The sequence below is a fragment of the Janthinobacterium sp. NKUCC06_STL genome (assembly GCF_019345455.1).
Lineage (GTDB): Bacteria > Pseudomonadota > Gammaproteobacteria > Burkholderiales > Burkholderiaceae_D > Janthinobacterium > Janthinobacterium rivuli.
Genome location: NZ_JAHKQY010000010.1, coordinates 124,086 through 148,976, shown reverse-complemented (window position 1 = coordinate 148,976; position 24,891 = coordinate 124,086). Strand labels below are relative to the sequence as shown.

Annotated in this window: 17 protein-coding genes; 7 read left to right on the top strand and 10 right to left on the bottom strand. The window is 54.9% G+C overall.

All coding sequences use genetic code 11. The features are described 5' to 3' along the window. Positions 1-196: 196 nt before the first annotated feature. The gene (locus tag KO539_RS24800) at positions 197-658 is read right to left on the bottom strand and encodes a hypothetical protein (RefSeq protein WP_219312464.1); all 462 of its coding nucleotides are present in this window, start codon (positions 656-658) and stop codon (positions 197-199) included. 608 nt (positions 659-1,266) lie between these two features. On the opposite strand from KO539_RS24800, the gene KO539_RS24795 reads away from it, so the two are divergent. From KO539_RS24795 to KO539_RS24780, 4 genes are all read left to right on the top strand, one after another. Continuing rightward, complete coding sequence (locus KO539_RS24795) at positions 1,267-2,337, top strand: YhcG family protein (protein WP_374106488.1); 1,071 nt, start codon at positions 1,267-1,269, stop codon at positions 2,335-2,337. After that, on the top strand, positions 2,330-2,914 hold the full coding sequence (locus KO539_RS24790; RefSeq protein ID WP_374106487.1) for a recombinase family protein: 585 nt from the start codon (positions 2,330-2,332) through the stop codon (positions 2,912-2,914). The genes KO539_RS24795 and KO539_RS24790 overlap by 8 nt, the downstream gene beginning before the upstream one ends. 232 nt (positions 2,915-3,146) lie before the next feature. Further along, on the top strand, positions 3,147-4,022 hold the full coding sequence (locus KO539_RS24785; RefSeq protein ID WP_219312462.1) for a DNA-binding protein: 876 nt from the start codon (positions 3,147-3,149) through the stop codon (positions 4,020-4,022). A 175-nt stretch (positions 4,023-4,197) separates the two neighbouring features. Continuing rightward, positions 4,198-4,629, top strand: a complete 432-nt coding sequence (locus tag KO539_RS24780; RefSeq protein WP_374106492.1) for a helix-turn-helix domain-containing protein — start codon at positions 4,198-4,200, stop codon at positions 4,627-4,629. 67 nt (positions 4,630-4,696) lie between these two features. Here the strand turns inward: KO539_RS24780 and KO539_RS24775 are convergent, their stop codons facing one another. The 7 genes from KO539_RS24775 to KO539_RS24745 form a co-directional block, all read right to left on the bottom strand. Continuing rightward, positions 4,697-5,947, bottom strand: coding sequence for a tyrosine-type recombinase/integrase (locus KO539_RS24775; RefSeq protein ID WP_219312458.1), 1,251 nt, complete (start codon positions 5,945-5,947; stop codon positions 4,697-4,699). Further along, on the bottom strand, positions 5,944-6,744 hold the full coding sequence (locus KO539_RS24770) for a hypothetical protein (RefSeq protein ID WP_219312456.1): 801 nt from the start codon (positions 6,742-6,744) through the stop codon (positions 5,944-5,946). Before KO539_RS24770 ends, KO539_RS24775 begins: the two co-directional genes overlap by 4 nt. A 1,481-nt stretch (positions 6,745-8,225) precedes the next feature. Further along, complete coding sequence (locus KO539_RS24765) at positions 8,226-8,816, bottom strand: transposase (RefSeq protein ID WP_219312454.1); 591 nt, start codon at positions 8,814-8,816, stop codon at positions 8,226-8,228. A 2,771-nt stretch (positions 8,817-11,587) separates the two neighbouring features. Then, positions 11,588-11,659, bottom strand: a complete 72-nt coding sequence (locus tag KO539_RS30765; protein WP_374106491.1) for a hypothetical protein — start codon at positions 11,657-11,659, stop codon at positions 11,588-11,590. Between the two features lie 2,437 nt (positions 11,660-14,096). After that, positions 14,097-15,086: a ParB/RepB/Spo0J family partition protein gene (locus tag KO539_RS24755; protein WP_219312452.1), complete on the bottom strand. Its 990-nt coding sequence runs from the start codon at positions 15,084-15,086 to the stop codon at positions 14,097-14,099. Further along, positions 15,083-16,129, bottom strand: coding sequence for a ParA family protein (locus KO539_RS24750; RefSeq protein WP_219312451.1), 1,047 nt, complete (start codon positions 16,127-16,129; stop codon positions 15,083-15,085). The genes KO539_RS24755 and KO539_RS24750 overlap by 4 nt, the downstream gene beginning before the upstream one ends. Positions 16,130-16,944: 815 nt before the next feature. Continuing rightward, positions 16,945-17,217 (bottom strand): hypothetical protein, encoded by a 273-nt coding sequence (locus KO539_RS24745; protein ID WP_219312449.1) that lies wholly within the window; start codon positions 17,215-17,217, stop codon positions 16,945-16,947. Positions 17,218-18,326: 1,109 nt separating this feature from the next. Between KO539_RS24745 and KO539_RS24740 the strand changes: the two genes are divergently transcribed. Next, entirely contained in the window at positions 18,327-19,676 is a 1,350-nt protein-coding gene (locus KO539_RS24740; RefSeq protein ID WP_219312447.1) for a replication initiation protein, read from the top strand. A 92-nt stretch (positions 19,677-19,768) separates the two neighbouring features. On the opposite strand, the gene KO539_RS24735 is transcribed toward KO539_RS24740, so the two are convergent. Both KO539_RS24735 and KO539_RS24730 read right to left on the bottom strand, forming a co-directional pair. Further along, positions 19,769-20,116: a hypothetical protein gene (locus KO539_RS24735; protein WP_219312445.1), complete on the bottom strand. Its 348-nt coding sequence runs from the start codon at positions 20,114-20,116 to the stop codon at positions 19,769-19,771. Beyond that, the gene (locus tag KO539_RS24730) at positions 20,103-21,068 is read right to left on the bottom strand and encodes a tyrosine-type recombinase/integrase (RefSeq protein WP_219312443.1); all 966 of its coding nucleotides are present in this window, start codon (positions 21,066-21,068) and stop codon (positions 20,103-20,105) included. Before KO539_RS24730 ends, KO539_RS24735 begins: the two co-directional genes overlap by 14 nt. A gap of 622 nt (positions 21,069-21,690) precedes the next feature. On the opposite strand from KO539_RS24730, the gene KO539_RS24725 reads away from it, so the two are divergent. After that, the gene (locus tag KO539_RS24725) at positions 21,691-22,635 is read left to right on the top strand and encodes a hypothetical protein (RefSeq protein WP_219312441.1); all 945 of its coding nucleotides are present in this window, start codon (positions 21,691-21,693) and stop codon (positions 22,633-22,635) included. Positions 22,636-22,646: 11 nt separating this feature from the next. Then, a complete protein-coding gene (locus tag KO539_RS24720) occupies positions 22,647-23,924 on the top strand; it encodes a DUF1173 family protein (RefSeq protein ID WP_374106486.1) in 1,278 nt (425 codons plus the stop codon). Positions 23,925-24,891 lie beyond the last annotated feature (967 nt).

Below are 24,891 nucleotides of genomic sequence, written 5' to 3'. Positions count from 1 at the left end.
CGCCTTCGCGGACACCGTCGCAGACGCCCTCGTGGACGTCGCCATCGCAGCCGTAGCCGGTGGCACAGTCTGACGACAACGATACGTCCCGCAGTTTCCTCCTTCGCGGCTTGCCCAAATGCAGTCCGCTGCTGCTTGGAGTAGAGTAGCAAGGGGACATCCACCCGGATGGCCGCCAGTTTCCCCGCAGCGCACGTCAAGCCACCATTTTCTCCGGCTCCAGCCAACCTTGCAACCGGGACTTCACCTCGATCGCGCTGACGCCCGGCGCAGCATCACATACGATGCCCGCCATATCCGCAACTGCGGCACCGGTGGAGGTCAGCAGACACATTTGCATCACCTCGGGATGATGCTCCCGCCAACCACGCACCGTTTCGGCGATGGAACGATCATCTGACGTCAGGACATCAATCACACGCTGTCCGAGCCGTCCTAAGTTGCCCTTGAGCGTCTCGGGTTCTAGGGCTTCCTCCTCTGAGCGCAGAAAAACGACACACACATCGGGATAAGGCACGAGCAGATCTTCAAGGATGGGCGCCCAGACGTAGCGTCGGGTCATCTCGGGACTGCCTTCCGATGCGAACAGTACACCTTTGGAACGAATAAATAACACACGCGCCCTCATCGGCACCGGATGGCATACAAGTGAACGCATAGAGAACGCATCCTTTCTAGCTGAACATTCAAAATCGAAACCACTGTACATTAACACAGTTAATTTATAAAGGCGCGCAGAACCTGCGGCACTCCGCGCGCCGGCAATATGCGCAAGTGCAATCGGACGGACAGGACTTGCGGCTACTCATGTGGGAAACCAGTAAGTACCCACTTTCTCCAATACCGTTGTCAGTACAGTGGCAACTTTCCCTCCATTGGACTGCCCCATCTTTGGTGCCAAGGCCGATTTCCAAGATCTGCTGTGTCAATTCCCATCCGAGATGCATGCCCATCCCCAAAAAAGCACACCGTGCCTACTGATGACCAGCATGCACCATGCCGAGTCGCCTGCACTGCCCACAGCCACCTGAATAGCTCCATGTATGGGAGAGCAAGGAGATCGGATTGTCTTCCCCTTAGGATAAAGCCATAAAGTTGTCTAGCTCGATGGGGCCAGAATGGAACGGCAGGATAAGCGCTCCCCTCGACGATAGATGATTGCGCATCACACGGTTTCTATGGCGTTTACATGGTGCACAAATGTATTGCATAATGATCGTCATTGGCTAGGTTTGTACTAAACGAGCCGTATCGAGGAGCAAGCTGGTGGAACCGCAAGACGAGCAAGTTGCAGCATTGACAACCGGCTTGGCCGGCGACATCCGAATCCTGATCGGCGAAGCACGGACCGGGCTGGCCGCCACGGTCAATTCCGCCTTGACCATGCTGTACTGGCGCATTGGCCGGCGCATTCGCGCCGAGGTGCTGCAAGGGGAACGGGCCGGCTATGGCGAGCAGATCGTCGCTTCGCTGGCGCGACAATTAGAAGCCGAGTACGGACGCGGCTTCGGCGCCAAAAATCTGCGCCACATGCTGCGTTTTAGCGAGGTGTTCGAGGCCGAGGAGATTGTCTACGCGCTGAGTAGACAATTGAGCTGGACCCATTTGCGCAGCCTGATCTACATCGACGATCCCCTCAAGCGGGAGTTCTACCTGGAGATGTGTCGCGACGAGGGCTGGAGCACGCGCACCTTGCAGGGCCGGCTCGACTCCATGCTGTTCGAGCGCACGGCGCTCTCGCGCAAGCCCGACGAATTGCTGACGAGTGAACTGGCAACCTTGCGCGATCAGGGGGTGCTCGGCCCGAATCTCGTGCTGAAGGATCCCTACGTGCTGGACTTCCTAGGACTGCGCGATCGCTACCTTGAAAAAGATCTCGAAGACGCCATCCTGCGCGAATTGGAACATTTCCTGTTGGAACTGGGGGCCGGCTTCAGCTTTGTCGCCCGCCAAAAACGGCTGCAAATCGACAACAACGATTTTTACATTGACCTGCTGTTCTACAACCGCCGCTTGCGGCGCCTGGTTGCTATCGAACTCAAGCTCGGCGAATTCAAGGCGGCCGATAAGGGCCAGATGGAGCTCTACCTGCGCTGGCTGGCAAAACATGAACAAGAGCCGGGCGAAGCGCTGCCACTGGGCATTATTCTCTGCACAGGCAAGAACCGTGAACAGATAGAACTGCTGGAACTAAACCAAAGCGGCATTCACGTCGCAGAGTACCTGACCGGCTTGCCGTCCCGGCAACTGCTGGAGCAAAAGTTGCATGAGGCGGTGGCGCTGTCGAGGGCGCGGCTGGAAAATCGGCCGGATCCGGCCCAGATTGACAGTGAGTAACGAAAGCCAGAGCATGCGAATCGGCTATGCCAGCGTATCCACTCAGGACCAAGACAACGCTGCACAAATCGCAGCGTTGAGCTCTGCGGGATGCGAGCAGATATTCGAGGAAAAAGCATCGGCGGGCCGCTGGGACCGTCCCGAATTAAATCGCCTACTCGATCAGTTGCGCAAAGGCGATGTGCTGGTTGTCTGGAAGCTCGACCGCCTGTCACGCTCGCTCAAGGACGTGTTGACCCTCATGGAGGCGGTGGAAAAGACGGGCGCCGGCTTCATCAGCCTGACTGAAGCGGTCGACACCACATCTCCGGCCGGGCGCATGATGATGCAGATCGTGGGATCGTTCGCCGAATTCGAGCGTGCCAGGCTGCACGAACGCACCCGTAGCGGCTTATTGGCCGCCCGTGCAGAAGGCCGCATTGGTGGCCGCCGTCCCAAGCTCACGCCAACGCAACAAAAAGAAATAATCCACTTGGTCGATTCCGGCCAGAAAACGGCTGCCGATTCGGCACGCTTGTTTAATGTCCATCCATCCACCGTGGCGCGACTGCTGGCCCGCAGCAAGCCGACAGCGTAGCTGAAGAACTCGAAAAGTCCTTAGCGTACGATTTTTCCGTTTCCCCTGCTCTCCCCAGGGACGATACAACATGCATAGACACGCTGTCGTATCGACTCGATTCCTTGAAACAAGCGCCTTTTTGAAGCGTCGTCCCCTGCACACCACCTCTTCACAATTGCGCGAAAGGAATTCATAACGTATCATATGTTACGAAACAAATGATACGTAACGATACAAATTCAGGACACAAATGCCTCGCCTCGCCACCATCACGCAAGATCACGTCAACTCTATAGCAAACCGCCTCAAATCCACAGGAACAAAACCCACAGTTCGGTTGATCATCGCCGAACACGGCAGCGGAAGCCCAGGGACTGTACATCCCATGCTCAAGAACTGGGAAAGCGGCCAGCCGCAACAGGCGACGGGCATCACCCTCTCCCCAGTCCTGATGCGCGTACTGCAGGAGCATTTTGGTCAGGAGGTGGCGCGCGCGACAGCGGAGGTGCAATCGCAGCTGGCAAACAGCGAAGAAACGGCTGCGGACCTTGCAAGGGAGAACAAGCAATTAGCGGAGCAGCTTGAGGAGCACGAGGACAATATCGGTCAGCTCATGGACAGCAACGCTGCCCTCCAGGGCCGTATCGACCAATTGGAACGCGACCTGGCAAGCGCGCGCGAAGAAGCCCTGACGCAACGCGCCGGCGCCGAGCGCGTTCACACCGAACTGGCCAAGCTGGAAATGCGGCTGGAGGCTATGCCACGCCTGGAAGCTGACTTGGCATCTGCAAAGGCAGAGTCAGAGTCGGAGCGACGTGCACGAACCGCTGCCGAACAAACGGCCGCTGTCAGCACCGCCCAGCGAGAGCATTTAACCGAGCGCGTGACCGAGAACAAGCTGCGCATCGATTCACTGGAAGGTCAGTTAACCACCAGCCAGGAGCGGGAGCGCCGCCAAGTCGCCGAGCTGACGTCGACACGCGTGGCCATCGAGGCGGGCAACGCACGATTGGAACAGGCAGAACGCACAATCGGTTCGCTCAGGGAAAACCTCGCAGCCTCGCGCTCCAGTGAGCGCCAGGCAATCGAGACCACGGCAGAATTGCGTGGCAAGATCGCGGCCTGACAAGTCCAGGGACCAAAACCAATCGAGGGATAGCGGAGCCTGGAACATTGCGAACAGGAAACCACACCGTCCACCATGCTTTTATCGTAGAACGATCTAGATTAACGCGCGACAAAGAATGGCGGAGTTGATGATGAGCTTAGCCCAAATCGGTGAAGAAATTCGTAAGTAGCGTATCCATGCAGGCCTGCCGCAATCCCAGCTAGCCAGGTTGTACGGACTGTCGCGCGCGACCATCAGCCAGCTGGAAAATGGTACTTTGAATGACCTTGGACTTACCAGGCTTGTAGCAGTGATGGAGATACTCGGCATCGAGATGGAGGTAAGTCATTCGCCCAGCCTGACAAGCGCCCTAAGCGTCGCCGCACGCCGTATCAGTACCAGCTATCGCCTCGTTGTCACTCCAGACCAACTTGCATGGATGCTGCGTTCCGACCTGGCGCCAGAAGAATACCAGCCTCACCTGGTGGCATTGCTGGATGAGACACCTATTCCCGTTGTGCTACAAGCAGTGGAAGAAGTAGCCACATCCGAAGTACCCGCAAAGAAAATCATATGCCCTATCCGTCAGTTGGCGAAACAATGGACAGTACACCGCGCCATCTAGTGACCAGCGACGCACAGGCAATCCCTGCCGTCTAGCAGACATACTTCCGCCGTCGCAGGCTCGAAGACTAGCCGGCGCCCGCCGGTATGGGCACTGCGTCAACCTCGGCCAATACTCCCGGCCGGCGCCGCTCCCACGCCCTGATTTGATCCAACGCGCCCTGCTCCGTGTAGATCATGGTGGTGTCGACGCTGGCGTGGCCCAAGGCTGCGGCGACGTCCACCACACTATGCCCATGCAACAAGGTTGCCTTGGCGAAGGTGTGCCGCAGCCAGTGCGGCGACGCCTTCAGCAGCTCGGCGGCGGCGTCATGCATGCCGTCGCGCTTCAGCACCTGCGCCGCATTCGTGATCCGGCCCTTGACGATCTTGTAGAGCCCCTGCCGCGTCGTGACGCTGCCCCAGGCGCCAAAGAAGCGCCGGTCGGCCGCGCCCTTGACGGGGCGCGCGTTGATTGACAGCGGCCGGGTACGCGGCGACAGCACCATGGGCTGCACTTCATTCGGAGCGGGCAACGCCGGCAGCCCAAAACCCATCCGGTAGGCGATCAGCGCATCCATCGCCACGCGCGTGAGTGGGATCGAACGCTCATTGCCACCTTTGGCATCCTCCTCGTCGACGCGCACCACCCAGTAGGTTTTACCGGCTTCCGGATCGCTCAGCGCATACACGGCCCCCATGCTGGCGCCCACCAGTTCCGACGCGCGCAGCCCCGTTTCGCGCAGGAAGACCAGGACAAAACGGTCGCGCAGGTGCCGCTGATACGCCACCTGCCCCTCGTCCCGCTGGCGCTCCATCACGCCCAGTACCCGTTCATAGATGTCGGGGGCAATCGACCGGCTGGTGTCCGGCCGGCGCGGCTTCGGTGTCCGGGTCAGTATCATGGGGTTAACGCGCAGGTAGCCGGTACCATGGAAAGCCGTGAACATCGCGCGCGCAAAACGCATGATGTCGGCCTGGCTGCTCGGCGACGGCTGCATGCGGAACGGTGTGTAGCCCGTGTCGCCGGCGCGCGCACCTCGCGCCGAGATGGCCCGCGCCGGCAGCGCGCTTAAAAAGTTCCGAAAGGCCTTGACGTCGGGAATCGTCCAGCGCGACGGCGGCAGATGGGCGATCTGCTCGCAGTACCAGCGCAGCTTGGCCAGGTGAAAACGGTACGTCGCCAGCGTCTCGCGGGAACTGTTGCGGCTGTTATCGGCCACTTCGCCTAGCCAGATCTCCGCTGCTACCCAGTCGTCGCTGACCGCGCCGAACAGGTGCGCAGGCGGCGCCGTACTCGCCAGCGCGTCCTGCGATCCATAGCTGGTCAAATCGCTCATCGGACGGGCCCGCCATTCCGCTGGCCGGGAATCGGCGCGCCATGCCGGTAGGCGATCTGACGGAACGTCTCCAGCGTCGCCTCCTGATCCTTCAGTTGCTGCACCAGATAGGCATTGTTCTCCTTGACCGCGCGCGTCTCGCCGCGCACCTCATCCATCGCCCGCAGAGCAAACTGGCGCATGTCCTGCAGTGCCTGGGGCAGCTGTTCGTTCGCCTGCGCCTGCTTGGCGGCCGCAGCCTGAGCCAGCGCGAGCTGCTCCTGGTACAAGGCAGCCTGGCTCTGCACCACTTGTAACTGCGCTGCCAGGCGGGCGGCCGTTTCGCGCGCGATGGCCAGCTCCGCTTCGGTACGCTCCAGCCGCTCGCGCAGGTAATCGGCATGCGCACGGTGCTGCTGCAGCAGCGCCTCGGTGCCATCCTGGTCACGCCCGCTGCCGGCCAGCGCCTCCTTCACTACCTGGCGCAACAGCTCGACCAGCGATGCACCGCCCTCCCCTGCCTGGCCAGTGACTGCGGCATCGGGGGGAACCAGAGCCAGGCGCTGTTCCAGGGCGGTCTTTTCGGCAGCCAAGGTGGTGGTCGACGGTCGGCGCTCCGGCGCATAGGCCGCCAGCAGGCGCCGGTACACATCCGGACCATAGGTGCGGCCAGTGGCGCTGTGCACTGCCTCGACGAAATCGCGCACGAACGGACGGTGGTTGCGCAGGTCATTGGCGTGGCGCGTCACGATGGCAGGCAGCAAGGCCAGCAAGGCGCGCGCCTCGTCATCGGCCAGGCTGAAGGGCGGGCGGCTCATGGCCTGCCCCCATGCCAGACGCGGTAGTGCAACGGCCCGCCGCTGGCCTGCACGCCAGCCTGCGGCGTAGCACAGCCAACGTGCGCCAGCGGCAAGAACTGCAAAGGAACATCGGACAACATCATGCGCTCCCGCGTCGAGGTGTGGGGCCAGTGGCGGTACCGGCGGCGGGCGCCGCCGGTACTGGGCGGACTCAGGGTGGGCGCCAGGGCGCCGCGTGACAGGTAGTTTAACCGGTATAAAGCTACCTGTAAATATCATCTAGTTTACTTAGCAGCGATTAAGTAAACGAATCAAAGCCATCGACTTCAAATACTATGCGGCCGAAAAACTGATGTAAAGGTATCGGGTTGATGTGGTCAAACAATAAAGTTTGACACTAAACAATAGAGTTTGACACCAAACCGCACCATGTTGGTGCGGTTTCCGGTTCGCGCCACGGCACAATGCGGGTTTGCTGGTGATTTAGTGGCAAACTCTATTGTTTTCAGACGCGGTATGAAGGAAGGAAATCACTGATTTCTGAAGGAAGTGTCAAACTGTATTATTCACCTATCGAGAGATGGTTCTCATAAGTCATTGATTCGTATAGCCCGTTAGTGTCAGACTTTATTATTCGCCTACAATATTGTGACTAAATTTGTTCCCGCCCCCATGGGGCACTTTTAGGCACACTATGTCCCTCAAGCATTGTGGAATCTCAAAACACAGGAATTTATTCTCCAAAATTGAAATTCACTGAAAGGCTCTTGGCACCGCTGGTACAGCATGCCGATCGACAGACGGCGAACCTAATGCGAATGCAAGCGCTGCTGGAAGGGCGCACTAGGTGCGCTCCATCACTTACCAGCTAGCTGACCAGTGACGTGGGGCGTATGCACCTTGAGCGAACCCAGTCCGGGAGAATGGCAAGCGGCCAGGCCGTTACCGCACGCGCACGGTCGATCGCCAGCCACAGCACGTGGCCACTGCCGGCGCCACCACGGCAGCGGCCAGCTGGTGACGGCGAACCGTTCTTGTGATTGCGCCCGCCGTGGGCATGCTGGCGACACCAGAGTGTTCCAGCGGTACGCTGCCCCGCCGGTGGATACTCGCGTCGCATCGAGGTGCCGCGCGCGCCTGCTGCTAGTGGCGCGCCCTCGCCCACCGGCCAGTTTGCCAGGGCCGTGGATAAATGTTGCGCATGAGCCTTGGGCGGGCCCCGCCCGAGAGGCTGGCCAGCGGCCAGGCCTTCATCGGGCGCGGCGGAATGATCGTCAGCCGCTGACTGCGCGGCAACGGCACCGGCCGGCTGGTCGACGTCGCAACCGTTTTTGAGATTGCGGCCGCCACGCGCTTCGGTCGTTCTGGCGTCACCAGCCGCCAATAATGATGGGCTGCAAGCGCGCGGCGACGTCAAGCGTTCCATGTTTGAATATTTCAACAGGTCCCCTGTGCCACTATCACTTGAAACACCTATCCGATTCATTTGGAGGACCGAGCTAGGTCCCAATATGTACACCGGAAGCATCCAATTCGCGTCCCTGCAGATACCGAAAATGCAGTCGATCCAATATCCATCGACGCCCTGCGCCCCGATCCCGAGGTAGTTGCCATTGCCAATCGGCGAGCTTTTCCAAGGCTGAGAATTCAGGGGTAGTCTCGGCATCGTACAGCGTTCCGGTCGTGCCATTGCCTGGATGACGAACCACTGCAACGCGAATATGGTGCGCCTGCTCGATGGCAAGTGCACATTTCCCGCCATAGGCGCGGTCGGTATAGAGCTTGTCCTGGTGAGGGCTCATGCTGCACGCTTGCGTCACCACGGCTGCCGCCGCATCCCGGTCTTGCACGCTCGCGGCGGTGACCGACACCGACACTGCGATGACCAGCCCCATCGTATCGACGACGAGATGACGCTTGCGGCCCTTGACCTTCTTGCCTGCATCAAATCCGCTTGCGCCACCTTGCGGCGAGATTCGGGTGGACTGTGCATGAATGACCACCGCGCTTGGCGTACTTGCGCGTCCCATACGTACCCGCCATTGTTCGCGCAGCCGGACTTGCATCTGTTCGAATACACCGGCGTCCACCCAGCGCGAAAACGCCTTGTAGACTGCCTGCTAGGGGGAAACGACTTTCGGGTAACAGCCGCCAGGCACAACCTGTGCGCAGCACGTAAGAGCAAGCACGCGTTGACAAGATCGCGGCGGTTGTAATGCACGGGCGTGCCTCGCTGTCCAGGTATACCCTCGAACAAATCAGCAACCAGCTCCCATTCGGCATCTGTCTGGTTCGTGCTGTACGGACAGATGGCCTCCCGCCTGTGGGCCGCCGTGTAGCCATATCGCTTGACTCCCTCGGCTCGCACGGCGTCCGTACCGCGTAGTTGCTTGCGCCGTACGACGCCTAACACGCGTAGGGCACGACGAATCGTTGCTGCGCACACGCGTAGAGCGCAGCGGTGATGCAGTTCGTCGGCGATTTCCTGCAAGCGGGCCGGGGCGCGTTCTATGACGATATCGTGCAAAACTGCGATATGCTCAGGTTTGAACGCTGGCGGTCTGCCGCCAGCACTGCTTGACGGTTCAGAGCCGTCTTGTGGATGTGTCGTTGCCATGGAATGCTCTTCCCACATCGAGATAGCATGACTTAACTTCCTTGTTGATTTTGTCTACACCCTCTAAGGCTTGGCTTGCGGTGGTGCATGCACATCGCTCCTGGTCAAAGCCCGGTCGCAATCATTTACCACAACCCTACATGATCAGCAGACGACACCAGTTGCCGGGTTTCTGTCAGCGCAGTAGTCAACTACATACTCGGCGATGAGGTTAGGCTGCATTGATAGCACTTCTGAGCATCTCATGTCTATGCCAAGCACTGCTAGCGTTATGCTACAGTTGGACGAGCGTGGTTTGTTTCTGCTTGTCGTGCATTGTTTTTCACCTGGAAGGATTGGCGTGTGAGAAGGATGAGCCAACGTCGAATGCTCCAGCCGTATAACCCGGCTGTTTAGCCTGTTTGACTACAGCCCCAACCACGTCACTCTTTTCTAGAAATGATATTTGATTGGCACCAGCTCGCCTTCCAAGCCCCCCTCAAGACGCCGCCGGCCAATCCAGATAAATGGCTTTTCCTTGTTGCCGGTTGACGTTCCTGAGGTAGATTTTCAAGACAAGCAAAATCATCCACCGTCTCAATGGCACATTGACACGCTGAAATACAGCCATCCCTGATATTACTCAGTAATACCGGCTAACTCTTTGATTTAATAAAGATTTTATTGAAACGGAGTAGCGATAAACCAGACCAGAGATTACAAGTGGAGGTAGGCCATGGGTCACGGGACTACCCCGCGTGGCAGTATGGAATGCCCGTCCGCGTCTTATTGAGGAAGCATGCCTCCTGGTTGTATGTTACAAGGCAGAGTGCCTTTGAACGTTGATATCCCCCCTAAAGAACAGGAATTCCTACAGCGCTGCACAATGATTTCCGGGGTGCGTCACTGGGACCCGCCTCGCGAGTGAGCTGATTGCGCCATCTCCCCCCAAGCTAACAAGCGCTGTCCTCACTTTAAAAAACATTGATCGCGCTCAATTAATTTGGGTAACCGCAATCGACGCAAAGGAATGACGTCCTCGTCTTCCGATCCGTAAGATACAATCGGATGGCTCACTATAGCCGCCTTCACACTTTGCCGCCGTTATCCGTCAGCACATCGAGCAACCGCAGACCAGGAACTAGCCATGCCAATCCAGATATCTTCGCAGCCAATATTCTTAACCTGCCCTGAAAGGCGAGGTTTTGCGTGCAACAGATCAAAGTCACATCGCGGGGTACCTTGCATTACCAGAGATTGATTGTATAAAAGGTCCATACCTACACCGCGACATTTGTGATCGGATAACTCGATTTCACCTACCGCTGTCCCGATGCTGTAGGTCAGGAGAGGCTGGCTTCTTAACAGTGGCCGCTATCCGGCAGCGATCACTGTTCTGATGACCTACTACGCAATTTCTTCGGGAACTTCAATAAAATCAATGTGTTAGGCAGTATTACTGAGTAATATTGAAGGAACGGACCGTTGAGTGATCGCAGCCTCTGTCACCGGTTGTGGGGAAAGTATCGTTTGCCACACAGAACCGTCACCGTCGGTACGCTTCAGCAGTCGGCAATGTCGTGCCCGATGCCTTACAAAGTCGCGGCACCAGCAAGGCCCGACTGAATGTTGAAATTGCCCGTCATACGGATGGGGATGCGGCCTTTGTGCACACCCTGGCCCTTGCCGGACCGCACCATCGCCATCACCATGTCGCCAGTGCGAAAACCAGATACGCTCTTGTTCCGCCTCAGTCAAGCGTGCTGGAAGCCGAACCGGTGGCGCAGGGTCTTGCAGAGCGAACACGGCACGGTTCAGGTGACGCGCAGGATTGGCAAGTGGGTGCCGTGCCCACACAGGCAGCGTCCAGCGCATACGTCTTGACCAGGCCGAGCCGGCTGCGGTTCCACTTCGTGCGCCCGCCGGTTCCCGTCTGAATCGAAAGAGCGGTCTTTTAGGTGTCGCCAGCAGCACGCGCGTGGCATAACGGCGGCCGCATTGCGCAGCGGCATTCTCACCTGGTGCAGGATGCGTGTCAGCCTCGCCGGGGTATTCGCCAAGATGTCCCGGATGTTCTGCGCAGCCTTGTTACTGGACCAGAGTCTGCACGCTAGTGTCAGGTTGCTCACATGGTTCGAGGCGCCGGCGGCGTGCATGAATGTGTTCTATCTGCAGCGGGACGACGGTGGTATCTCAATAGGCAGAGGTGTGCCCAAATTTTCCATGCAGGTACTCGTGCACTTCGTAGTCGGCAAGCATACCCTGCTAATAGCCGACGCCGCTGATGTCCGTATTCTGCAGCAGTTGCATGTCGAAGCATACCAATTCCTGGGCCAGGTGCGCGACCGTTGCGAGGCGGCGTAGCCGGGCAACGCATGCAATGGTCGTATCGATGGATGGCTGCTGCCAGTCCGTCGGTCAGCTGCGGTTGTTGAACTGCTGTGTGCGATAGCGAAGATTGTTCCGGCGCCAGCGCCGCGCGGCTGCACGGGCCGAGCAGGGCACCACGGATGGCAGTAACACTGCTGTACCAGCTCGAACAGGAAATACACGGTTCGGCCACGCCGCTGGCGTCGACAGTGTCTTCGATACTGCATAGCGCCAGGCCGGTGGTTTTGCTACCGAAGTCGAGTGACAGCGGCAGGGTCTGCAAGACGCCTGTTTCTCGAAGACGCTCGACGAACCGGATATAGAACGGAAACAGCTATGGACCCGCGTACTGCAGCGGGCAATGAGGCTCTCTTCTCGCTTCGGTGTACACGGCATCAAGGGCTGCTACCGCTTATCCATAACCACTACAACCACGTTGAGTCCTTTGTGGCTTCACCATGAAAATTCGTAACAGTTTGCACTTACGTGCCTTCCGGCTGAGGCAGCAGATTCACTTCCTCGCTCTCCTCGATAATGTTGCAAGTTGGTATCGGCCGGCACTGGATGAAGCATCCCGGCCACGGTCTTGCACACACTTGCAAGGCAGTACCTGAATTCTCGGGCTATTCGCCTTTCAAGCTACGCTCTTCTGGGTGGGGTAGTTAAGAACAAATAACATCGTAGTCTTCGGCAATTGTGATATGCACTTCTATACCTCTATCCTATCTCATGGCGAAAGTGCAGGACTACCTAGCAAGTAAACATGATCGCGGAGCGTGAATGCAAGGACATGGCGATTTCTGGCCTCAAGAGTTTAGCTCCCCGTAGAAGCTCCCTTTAAAAAAGCAATGCCTTGAGCTGAGAGTACGTCTGCAGACACGCCTTCGAACAAACAACAGAACAGCTTGCACAACAGGGTTGAAGAACATCTGGTTAGCGTGGCACCAAGTCACTTGTGGCAGTGTGGCCTGAGTGCCTTCTGTCGTGCCGCGTGGGCTAGAACCACAAGAGAGTGCGAAGACCTGATAGCGGATAGATGACAGCAGACTGCGCAAGCCATACTAGCCACGATGCCGTTGACGTCTAGCCAGGTGAAAGACAAAGAATCTTCCCAGTCTAACGCCAAGTTGTCAGCACACTGTCAGAACGACTCCCGTCGTATCGCCGCATCTATTAGATCCAGATAGCAGACAGTAGGGTAGTCAAACACTGACAGACCTGTCTGAAATACCATATCGATGTCCTGAATGTACATTCCGTTTTGGGGCGTTAAGCACTGATTGTTGCAGTATTTGCGGCCAGTATATTAGCGAAAACTGTTGCTCAACCGGCGGTGGATGAGATTGTGGCGGCCCCCTGGCAACCCAGAAACCTATATGCCGGCGATGGCCTAAATATTCAAGAAACCGTTTTTTGTATGCCAATCAATGCTGCAGCGTGAACAACTGGCAAAAGACGATACCAGCCAACTATCGCCGCCACGTATCCAAAGTGATTTTCCTGTCAAGATACCCACGCGGGTATTGGGGGAGCTTTATCAGGGACCACTTTCGATAGTCCCTGATAAAGCTCACCTTTAATGAATAAATAGATCAGGTTCTTACTAGTTATCTGCGTAACAGCACCTCTACAGCTTCATGTAATGCTCAATACACCTGGAAAGCCATTGGCGGCTAACATGCAACGGTTTCAGGAAGGATAAGAAGTGATGTTTGATCATGAAAATGATGTCTACCAGTTAATCTACATTAGGAATGCATAGCGATGACATGAAATTGACTCCCTGCTACATCTCACCTTGAATGAAAACCCATGCTTCTAGAATAAGAGTGTTGAGATGGAAATGCACCTGGCATGTTGTACGGTATGGAGCGAGACGCTAGATAAAGCCATTCTCGGGGAGTGGTCCCTGTTCAACCTCACCATTCGCGTCATGGCTAGTTTTCTTACCTAGACAAAAAGAGCCCGCAGATGATCCTGGATGCGCTGTTGTTGCGTCACAATCCACAGCGCTCCCCAATGCGGCTGAAACTGGCCATGCTTCTGCTGCATAATCTGTAGATGTTGAATCGAGAGAAACTGGTACTGGCATAGCGCAGCAACGAGCCATTTTTAAGCAATGGTTGTCATGGTTGGATAAGATATGTGTGATCGAGTGGTCGTTTGGATGTTTGGCTTCAGTTACGCCAACAACATTAGATTTATCGCCGTTCTCTTGAGACGGGTGGATATCGACAACGTGTCAAGTATGATCTCTCTGCGTTATATTCCACCAGAGTATCCTGATATGAGCAATCAACTTCCAATAAAAAAGCCTGGGGAATCCCAGGCCTTTGACGTATAACAGATCAAGTTATTACTCAGTAATACACTGTAAGCCATTGATTTAATTGCATTTATTAAATTATTCCGTTACTTCATCAGCCATTTTTCTTAGCATTTCGTCAATCTTTTGATGCACCATCGACGCATCGATCGATCGGTCTGAAATACGCACAATGATGTCGCGGTCCTTCGCCTGCGTCAAATACCGCGGTGCACCTGAGGAAGAAGGAATCAAGTGCTTCTGCGCCCGGGGAGGGCGGCTGGCGGCGTTGATTTGCTGTGTGACCCACACTTGTATCGATCCCTGGTCAGCGCCTTCCTTGAGACGCTGAATGGCCTTCAAAATGACGTGGTGGTGGGTAGGATAGGTCTCCCACAGCGAATTGATTATTTTTGCCGCATGCGCGCCAAATAATCCGGGTTCTTCATCCAGGAGGCTGAGTACTTCGGCAGGCAGGTTGAGCATCGCCAGGCCATTGGAGACCTTGGCCTGAGAACACAGGAACATCGCAGCGACTGCCTTTTGTGTGGTCGCATATTTCTTGCTCATCGCTTTGCGGAACATCAGTGCTTCTTCATACTCGGTCGGAGGCGCGCCGGTGTTGTCGACCATGACGTCCAGCTCGGCTTCCCGATCCGTTCTCGAGACAACCAGGACGCGTGCCTGCTTCCAGCCGATGTTGATGGCAGCCTTTTTGCGCGTCTGGCCTTTGATGATTTCGTAGCGGCCGTTAGGCATCTGGCGTGCCGTAATCGGCGTGCTTTGTCCGGCGCTCAGGAACGACTGTGAAATTTCATCGATACGTTCCGGGTCATACTTCAACCGGGTTTGAAATGGGCTGTCATCAAGCAAATCCAAATCAATCAGTTTTTCCATGCCGAGTGCATTGACCGGCGTTACCGCCGCTGGGGTGCTGGCAGGCTGGGCGTTGGAAGTTAGGTCCTGGCCAATCTCCTCCGCTGAGGCATCCGCTGGTGTATCAAATGCGGTCGATGCGGTGATACCGGGTTGTGGCACCAGACGGCCTGACTGGATCAGGCCGGATACTTTCAATGGTTTTCTGCTCATAATTTTTCCTGCCCTGGTAATGTCGTGCCAGCCAAGCGCAGGCCGTATAGTTTGATAAGTGACTTGGTTAAGTCGATGATGTCGCGTGCGCCCCCGCTGTTGGGTTCTTTTTCCAGTACCGGGCCATTGCTGCTGATGTTGTCCGGATCCGATTCACGCAGGAAACCGACAAAATCACGGATGATGGTGTCGTTGATCTTCCCAGGAAATTTCGGCAGCAGTTTCGAGAGCTGATACTGGTGCGGTGTTTTCGACGTATTGAACTGGTTCACCACGATATGGACGTCCAGATGGATCCCTTGTCGTCCAAAAGCGGCATTGATCTCCTGCACGTTGGATGCCAGCACGTCGAGTGCCGCAATGGCCTGTCCCTCGGCTGTCACCACCGTCAGCAGCGTTTTGCAGGCCACCATGAATGTCGTTGCCAGTACCGAAGTGCCTGGCGCGGAGTCAATGATGATGACGTCGTACTGGCTGAAAAACTCGATCTCGGCTTCCAACAGGCGCGTAAAGGCCTGCTCCCGGTTCATGGCTCCCATCAGCCAGGATTCGTCGACCATGGTGATGTCGCTTGGGATCAGATCGAGCATGCCATCGGAGTAGATCGAACGGATTGCTTTCTCGGGATGTGCGCGCTGCCCCTGTGAGGTGCGTTTCATCAGCTCGCCAATATGCGTAATTTCTTCGTCGAGCCAATTGATGCCATACAGACTTGTCAACGAGGACTGCGGGTCGCCGTCAATTAGCAGCACGCGGTAGCCAGACAAGGCGATGCAGCTGGCGACGTTGCCGCAAATGGTGGTCTTGCCGACGCCGCCTTTAGCCATACGCGTGTCGATTACTGGTGGCAGTGTCAACGGGCGTTTGGTATCTGGAGGGATATTCAGCAGTCCGAAGCGGATAGCACGGATTTCAGCGGCACTGTACAGCTTGTGCTTGTTGTCTGCCTGTTCACGATACCGTGTGCGAAACGTTTTTGGCGTACCAGTGAAGCCGCTCAATTCCATCGCTAGTTTCTGCTTTACACCTTCAAATGCGCGCATGGGGATCCCGTCGTGATGATTATTTCAATGATGATAGCGGGTTTCAATGTACTTTTCAATCGAACTTTTCCAAATAAAGGGAGATTGACGAAAATAAAGTCTATCGACAAGTTAAAAGGAATAGTCTCTTTCAAAAGCCTGGATGCGACTTTCGGGGTCGCATAAGGAAAAATTTACAGATCCGGGCGTATGAAGGGGCTATCGGTGTCCATAGGATGTAATTTTATTGATTTAATTTTAATCAACCACATGGAGAGGATGAAGGTGTGTCATAGGTGAGCTTTAACAGGGACCCCGCGACAGCGGATGCGTTGGTATTTCAATCAGTCAACGAGTGGCCTCTTGATCCCCCTATACACAGGGGAGCTTTTACAGGGAGCATTGAGAGTTGACGTCGCTAATGAGTGAGCTTTTACAGGGACATCTAATCACGTCAATTAACATGCTTGGATTTGACGAGAAAGTACGCGTGTGAGTCACTGTTGAATTGGTTTTCGTGCATAAAATTTGTTCGAAACATGATGATATGAGTATCTAGCTAGTATACAAGTAGCATTATTGCAACCTATAGGAAATATCTGGAAAAAATATTTATGCATACTCCCTGTAATCCCTCACCTTCAGTGTGTCGCATGCGTTAGGGAGTTGATGAGGATACGAACCTTACGCATGAATATATTCTGCATCGGAAATCTAAAGTAACTAAACAGGAGCTTTTACAGGGACTGCGTTTATATGTTGCGTCTCTTTTTTTATATGTTAATCAATTGCTTAATAAATACATGAAACGTGCGCATCTCTGTAGATACCGATGCCTATTTGCTAACCTGAAGGTCATTTTTTTCTGCTATTTTCCTATGGTGAGCTTCTACAGGAACAATGATCGAGGCGATTGCTTTTGATCTATCATTTGTTAAAGAAACATTTTCTGAATAGTAAACTGGCGTATGGCTTCTTTCGATAAGCTGAAAACTGTTCAGTATCATGATGTTGTCATCAGGTAATTTTGCTTTGAAGACGTTATATTGCTCACGATATACTTGTAAAGTTAGTATGTTTTCTTGGATTACATGACTGGTTTTCTTCATGAAATGATGTAATTATCCTTTCGCAAGTGAAAAATATTGGTTTTTTACTAAAATTTTTTATATTTTTGGGCACTGGATTCTGCGTTAAACCTTCATTTGGATATTTTTTTGCTTGAGAGGTTTTTTGATAAAGAACCCTTTTAAAACCTTAAATACAAATTAAGCTCCCGTAGACCGAGTATTCATGCGGCTTTCCGGGGGATTCGGTGAGCTTGGCCGGGGACAGGGGTGAGGCTGTACAGGGAGTTCGGTGAGTCGTGTCAGGGAGTGAATATTTTTATGGTGAGACTGTACGGGTACCAAGGGGAGGGGATACGGTGACTGAAGGCTATCGAGGTGAGCTTTCACAGGGACAGTGTTTAAGGGGAGATGTGGATAACTTTTTCCCATCAGGCGCTGCTTCGTGTAGAGGCGGGTGAATTGCTGTATGAGTTTAGGCTGTTCATTTGCCGGGTACTACTGGCCAGCGGTGGCCTTGTGTTGTTACAGCAGTGGGCTGTCAATTTTTTGGGGAGGTTTTACAGGGAGTAGATTTCATTGCCGTTAGATAGAGGCCTTGGTATCGCCTGGAGATGTCTCTTGCAGGAGCTTCCACGGGGAGTGCTTTTGGTAGTGCTGGGTATTTGTGGCGGTGTGTTGGCGTGCTATGGTCTTCAGGTGCCGTTTTTACGCGAAATAGGTCAACTTGGTCGAGTGGTATGTGGTTGAGGGCACTGCGAGGCGTCTACAGCGTCGATAGGTGAGATTGCACAGGGAGCCTGAAGGACGTGATCTACGAAATTGCGTAGATCTGGGTAGCTTGCTGGTTCGGTGGGCGTGTCGATGCAATAGTTCTGGACACAGCCAGCCATGCGGCTCTGGTGTCAGATGCCTGTTTATGTGGCTGTGATATCAGGTGAGCTTGCACAGGGAGCTTGTTAGTCAACGGTGCATGTCCGCAGTTTGTGGTCCAGTTTTAAGGTGAAATATTTTTCAAAAAAAAATCACTTTTTTTGGTGAAATTACCTGTGCGAGCATGCAAAGGTGAGTCAATTCGCGTTATAGTTCGCACCATGTAAAGGCGAGTATGGGCATGTGGAGCCATGCTTTCTCGATGAAAGAGGATCGGCGTGGCAACGAGAAAACCCAAAGCAGCCAAGAATGGCGAACTGACATCACCATCGATGGAATTTCGCAAGACGAATGATGCGATCGGTCTGCGCGTGCGGGAAGGCAAGATGTCTTTGCTCACCCGTAAGGTGTTCAACGTCATGATGTATCACGCCCAGCAGCTGAAGGTCACGGGCGTCAATTCGCCGATCGATACGCCGGCGTCAAAAAAATACTTCTGGATTCGCTTGGCCGATTTGGCGCGTGATGCTGCCTACGATAGCAAAGACACCGAGTTCCTGAAGGCCCAGCTCGAAGAGATGCAAAACATCAAGCTGCTGATGGAAAATGACCGACAGTGGACGTCCGAGCGCCTAGTTGCTTCGGTCACGCTGGTCAATCCGATGGGTTTGAAAAAGCATTCTGGGCAGGTCTGGTTTGGATTTGCGTTTCCGCCGGAAGTGCATGAGCTGGTCATGGCCCCGGGAACCTATACGCGGTTCAGCATTTTCTACCAGGGCTTGCTGCGTTCAGGATCGTCTCTGGCGCTGTATGAAATTTGCCGCCGGTATGCTACTAATCCATCCAAGGTCACGTTGATCGAGACGTATGAACATTGGTATGGTGCACTGACCGGTAATCCTGTTTCCGTGGATGCGCCACCGCCGCAATACAAATATTTCAAGCGTGATGTTATTCGTCCCGCGATGGCGGAGATCAATGCACTCACGGATATCCAGGTCGAGCTGATCGAACACCGTGTGGGGCGGCGCGTTGAGCGCCTGCAGTTTCGCGTCGAGCATACCAAGCAGCCGCAGCTTGGTTTTGCGGCGCCGCCCGTCATCGATCTGGAACTGATGAGCAGCATCATGAGATTCGGCCTGACTCAGGTCGATGCAGCTGATGTGATGGCGCAACATGGCGATGACAAGATCCGCAGCGCCGTGGCCTTCGTTCAGGCTCGGATCGATCATAAGAGTAGTGCCCCACTGGATTCCCCAGCTGCCTATTTCCGCTGGACGATGAAGCAGGGAGCTGATGCGGCGAAAAACCTTCAGCTCAAAAGCAGCGCGGCAAAAAATAACGTCGTCAAGAAAGACAGCGGCACAACGGTGTTGGAAAAATTCCTCGCGGCGCGCGCGCAGGACGCGTATGACCTGTACAACGAACTCGAAAACGCCGACCGCAGCGCCATTTTCGAGCGCTTCAAGGATCAGAATACGAACACGGCTGTCAATCTGGACCGCGGCGTTGAGAACGTCCTGGCCCGTTCGCTGTTTACCAACTGGTACGCCCAGGAGCTATGGGGTGAGCCGACCATTGAGGCACTGGCGGCCTTCGTTGAGCAGTTCAGCCTAGCGCCCCGCTAGCGGCGCGCACAGGATCTGCTGCTGCTCCACTTTCGGTGTCTTGTTCGACCTACATATGCAAAGTAGCCCAGTGCCAGATCGCACCTTGGACTTTAGACTCCCGACAGGTCGATGGTGAGGCCGCGAATGAGTGCCGCGCGCAGCTGCGCTGCATGCTGTTCCCGGAACGCGGCCGGCACCGTGCCTGGATCGGCTGTTTGCAGGGCGAGCTGATTGCCTTGCAGTGTGGCGCGCAGCAGTGGCACGCCGGCCGATGCCAATATCGTTCCCGACAGCATTTGTACCGGGAGGGCAGGTTGCCGCAGCACCTGGTCGGCAGCCGCCGCGGCGTAGTGGTTCGAAGGATTCAATGGCAATGAGCGCAAATAGTCGACCGCTTTCCCAAGGGCACTTTCCAGGTCGGCGATACGTTGTTCTGCCGTTGGATTAATCGGAGTCATCGTGGCAGCTTTCAGAATAGAGTGGTGGAGCATTGTCCAGATTGTTGCTGGATGTCGATTTTACTGTGCTTTGCTGCAGTCCGGAACGGTGGCACCATGCCGCGTGGGCATGTGAGAAGCGCCGGGCAAACTCCAGCCTAGAGTAGCCCATGTATTCCCGCACCGCTTCCAGGCCCAGTCCATCCTCAAGCAGGCTGGCGCCATAGGAGTTGCGTAAAGTTTGCGGGCTAACCCTTTCGCCGCCAGCCATTGTCCCCAGGTCAGCCAGCAGCTTTTTCGCACCGACGAACGCACGGGCATAATCGACCGGATGCTCCTTGTCCGAGGGTGCGCCGGGAAACATCAAACCTTTGCTATCGCTCAACGCCAACCACCGGTCAATCGCCGGCCAGGCGGCCGGATGTACCAGGGCCCGGTGCGACGTCATGGTGCCGCATTGCGGCGCAACGATAAACCGCTCGCGTCCATGCCCCACACAATTAACTGAGGCTATGTTGGCTTGCCCAGGCTTAAACCCGGCACCCAGCATCAACGCACACATCGCCTTGGCGCGAATGCGCACCAGGCTCTCCTGGTCCAGCGGGTTGCTGGTATCGCACAGCAGGTCAAACACGCGCGCCCGTTCAGCTGGGAGCAGAAAGGGCATCGGCTTTTCGTCGGCAGGCGGGGTTGCCGGGCGAAAGGTCACCTCGGTCGGATTGACGAAATTCGGGGTAGCTTGCTGCAGGGCAGCATACGCGCGCCGTAGCAGCAGCGCATAGCGCCGGCGTGCTTCGATTCGCTTGCATACATGGGCCTGATCCAGGAAGTGCAGGATATCTTCTTCATCGGCCAGCACGACGCACTTCCCGCGGATCGTCCGTAGGTGGGAAATGAAGATTGCCCACATCGAAGTGTAAACCGAAATGGTCTTGGCGCTGAAGTTATGGCCTTCCTCGTACGCGTCTTTCATAAGCCAATAGTGAAAGGCCGTTTTGGGATCCGTGGTCCATAGGAGGTCCTTATTGTAGACGGTGTTAGCCGCGCGAAAGCGCGGTGATCTGTTTGTCATATGTTAACCTCAGTTAATTGCACTAACGTGTGAAATTGTATCTGAATTCCAAAGCCGAGCAGGTGCTTGCATAGACCTGAACTAGTGATTAGCGCGCCCGCTGGGGCCTGCGGCCATATTTTTGACTGAAGCTACACCCTTGGCGTCATTGTTGTGCCAGTAAGGCCTGCATAACCATCATCGGCGCAATAACGACTGTAGCGAAGACAGTCAATGCATGGTGTGCCCCTGGACGTGCCATGGTCCAAGTCGTGCACTTGGAATGTTGTGGATCTTAAATTACCAAGAAAAAACTCTTGTCCATCCAAGCCATGCGGTGCCACCATAAATATGAGCGGTAGTGGGCGAACTCAATGCGCGAAGGCAGCGTAGAACGCCAACATGGTCAGCACCACTACCGCACATCGGTCAGTCAAGAATAGCGGTGCTAGCCCAAAAGAACGCTAAAAACGCAAAGATGTTGCTACTTGAATGTCCAAAAAATAGGGCATGATGTATTTAACATTATTATGCGGAGGCCAACATGGACGCCGACTATGTTGCTGCATCTATTGACATGATCAAACGTGTGATGCTTGGTCAGACGTATAAACAGATTGGCCGCACCCATTCATTGAAACAGACGGCGGTCCAACGTCGAGTCAGAGTCATCGCCCGGGATATTCAATCCATCGTCGGTGTCGTCGGCGTGCCGGATCATGCAATTCCGACGACGATAATGCTACGCCAACATCGCCTCGCATATATCGAGGCACTTGAGCATTACGCACCAGATCGAGCTGATCACTCACGCATGAAGAAATGCGCTGTGCCAGATGAGCAAGTCGATACGCTTGCCAAAAAAATCCGCCTGAACAGCCGCAATCCAAAGCGTGACGAGGCGTTACTGATGATCTTGTTTTCGACGGCCGCGAAGCCCCTAGAGATCGCCAGATTAGAAGTGCGGGACTATCTTGCGTCAGACGGTTCGGTGCGTGTGCAATCAACCATTCGATCAGACGTCGCCATCAATGGCAAGGAACGGCCAGTCTATTTCTGCAATGAAGCGGTGAATATGGCCATCGATCAGTACCTTGCCGAACGGCTATTGGTACGCCACGGTACAAGTGATGCCAAACATTTCCGCGGACTGATACCATCCTCGAAGTTGTTCCTTCGCCGCGACGGCGAAAGCATGCGGATCTTGGAAAAAAATACCAATTCCGGAAAACAATATCGTTGTAACGATATCCTGCTCGCTTACAAACGCATCTTCAGCTTTGCACCGTTCATTGGCATCACAGCGATGAGTGCACGTCGCACGATAGCCCTAAAACTCGACACTCGTGGGATTGACCACGCGGAGATCGGAGCGCTGCTGGGAGTAAGCGAATTGGGAACCGTCAAACGCTTGTTGACGATGGATCCGGGTCGCACAAAATTCGGCAGAAACGTGCTGGATCAAATGAACCATGAGCATCATGCTTGATAGGTACACCTGTGGATATCCCCATCTATCTGGTCCGCGGGCGTCGCATGGCAGAGACCGATCCAGAGATGCAGCATGCTTTGGCTGAACTGCATGGTAGCTCTGAGCGCCCTCGATGCCTTTGCGTACCTGGTGGCGTCGACATGTACATCGTCAGATTGGACCGCTGGGTGCTCAAGCGCATGCCTGGAACAGGCGGTAAGCACCATCCGTCCTGCAAATCATATGAACCGGAGTACGATGATTCAGGACTGGGCGAATTGATTGGTGAAGCACTGGTCGACAACGGCGAAGAGTTAACGGAAATTTTCGTTAACTTTTCTCTCAAAAAGGGTAACCGGACGAACGGCACGCGAGGAGTGGCAACGAAACCGATGGAAGTGAAGGCGCTGAAAAAAAAGATGTCGCTTCGCGCCGTCATGCATTATCTCTTCGACCGGGCTGGCTTTAATCGATGGTCGCCGGCCATGGAAGGAAAGCGCAACCAGGGAGTGGTACATAAATACCTGATGGAGGTCGCGGATAGCACCATGATCAAGGGCGCCCCACTTTCGCAACATCTCTACGTGCCAGAGGTATTCAACGAACAACGCAAGTCTGCGATCGCGGAGAGGCGGCGAAATAAACTTAATTCCCTGCACAGTCATGGTGACGACGGCTCCACTAGCATGGCCATTATTCTCGGTGAGTTCAAAGGCGTTGCAGAGGCGGCAAACGGGAAAAAGGTGTTCATCAAGCACATGGCGGACATGCCGCTATTCATTGATGAGAAATCATGGAAAAAAATTGAACGTGCCTTTCATGCAAGCTTTCTGCTGAAGGAAGCTGATCCAGCGGCAAACTTCCGCCTCGTTATGTGCGCCCTGATCTATCCGAAGAGCGAAACCGCTTACCTCATCCACACCGCAAGTATGATGACTACCACTGTACATTGGATCCCGGTCGAGGACGCACACGAGGCGCAACTGGTGCATGAGCTGATCAATGCCCGACGCCATTTTATTAAACCGTTGGCATACGACAGCCAGCACTGCGCGCGCTTCGCAACAGCACTGTTGATTGATGCTGGTGCCACGCCAGTTCCCTTGCATGCGGTCAGTACTTTTTGGAGTGAAAAAGAGAAAGAAGAGAAGGCATTGGCACTCCGGGGTGTTACGAGTGCTTGGGTCTGGAACTCCGACCAGCCCATGCCGAAGTTGCCGGACCGTCTAGATGGGCGGCGCGCTACACCGCGGCCATCAGCCAGGACCATCCAGCAACATCTAGACTTGGGTCAATCGGATACTTGATCGGTTGCGCGCCAAACTTCGGGCTTCAGGCCGGGATTAAGAGCGCAGATGGCGCACCTTGTTGAGCATTTTGGGGCGGCCCGCAAACGAGGCCTGCGGTGGGCGAGTACAGATTAACGTCCTTGGACGGCGTCATGGTTCACATCAGGCGCTTTTCGTCGAACTTACCACTTGACCTACTTGAAACGATACGTATCAGGTGCAAAAATGATTATGCATTCTGTGAGCATCGAGCTCATATTGCTTCTGTCGTACTCATAGCGGGTAATTGGCAGAATCCTGCCGCCTCAATGCTGCAGGCGTTGCGGTCGTTACCCGCCATCCATATTATCGAACGGTTGTGTCGATACGTTGCTCATGCAACCTTTATTGTCCGGAGAATGCCCAGGCTAACTCGCGCAATCAAATGATCGTTTGCACGATGTAGGTTCAGTGTAACCGGTACTAACTATGTAAGGCTCCTGTTCAAACGAATACTGGACCTCATGTCGCATGTCTTGTTTTGGCCAGCAGCATTTCCTCTACTTCATTCTTTTGCGGGGTACCCACGTTCCCGCTCGGGGCGTCGGTCACTCCTTGTTTGGAGAACAGTCATGTCCCATCGATATTTATTTCAGCATAATCACTGGCCAACCAGCCAAATTCCTTTAGGCGAAGGTTTTTCCCCAACAGTTGTTAGGGATTTATCAGAATGCCCGATCATCGCTACGGCAATGAGGCCTCATTCTCGACTGGAGCAATACTTTACGTTGCTGCTGTGCGTTCCTTATCACTCGAACGCGCCGATGCCGTTATCCGGGCTCACGCGTTCCAAGCTAATTCTCAATGGCCTTCTGCCCGGTGTTGATTACTTGGTACCCGCCACGCTCTAAAGGCCGGTTGTGATCGGTTACCCCACAACATCAATATTTAACAAGGAGGCTAGCATGAGAACAGTGGTATTTGGCAGAGGTGTCGAACCAGAGGG

Bases quoted from the DNA above. Each gene is read 5' to 3' on its own strand.
- KO539_RS24800 (WP_219312464.1), bottom strand. From the start codon at position 658: ATGCGTTCACTTGTATGCCATCCGGTGCCGATGAGGGCGCGTGTGTTA.
- KO539_RS24785 (WP_219312462.1), top strand. From the start codon at position 3,147: ATGCCTCGCCTCGCCACCATCACGCAAGATCACGTCAACTCTATAGCA.
- KO539_RS24775 (WP_219312458.1), bottom strand. From the start codon at position 5,947: ATGAGCGATTTGACCAGCTATGGATCGCAGGACGCGCTGGCGAGTACG.
- KO539_RS24770 (WP_219312456.1), bottom strand. From the start codon at position 6,744: ATGAGCCGCCCGCCCTTCAGCCTGGCCGATGACGAGGCGCGCGCCTTG.
- KO539_RS24755 (WP_219312452.1), bottom strand. From the start codon at position 15,086: ATGAGCAGAAAACCATTGAAAGTATCCGGCCTGATCCAGTCAGGCCGT.
- KO539_RS24750 (WP_219312451.1), bottom strand. From the start codon at position 16,129: ATGCGCGCATTTGAAGGTGTAAAGCAGAAACTAGCGATGGAATTGAGC.
- KO539_RS24745 (WP_219312449.1), bottom strand. From the start codon at position 17,217: ATGAAGAAAACCAGTCATGTAATCCAAGAAAACATACTAACTTTACAA.
- KO539_RS24735 (WP_219312445.1), bottom strand. From the start codon at position 20,116: ATGACTCCGATTAATCCAACGGCAGAACAACGTATCGCCGACCTGGAA.
- KO539_RS24730 (WP_219312443.1), bottom strand. From the start codon at position 21,068: ATGAAAGACGCGTACGAGGAAGGCCATAACTTCAGCGCCAAGACCATT.
- KO539_RS24725 (WP_219312441.1), top strand. From the start codon at position 21,691: ATGGACGCCGACTATGTTGCTGCATCTATTGACATGATCAAACGTGTG.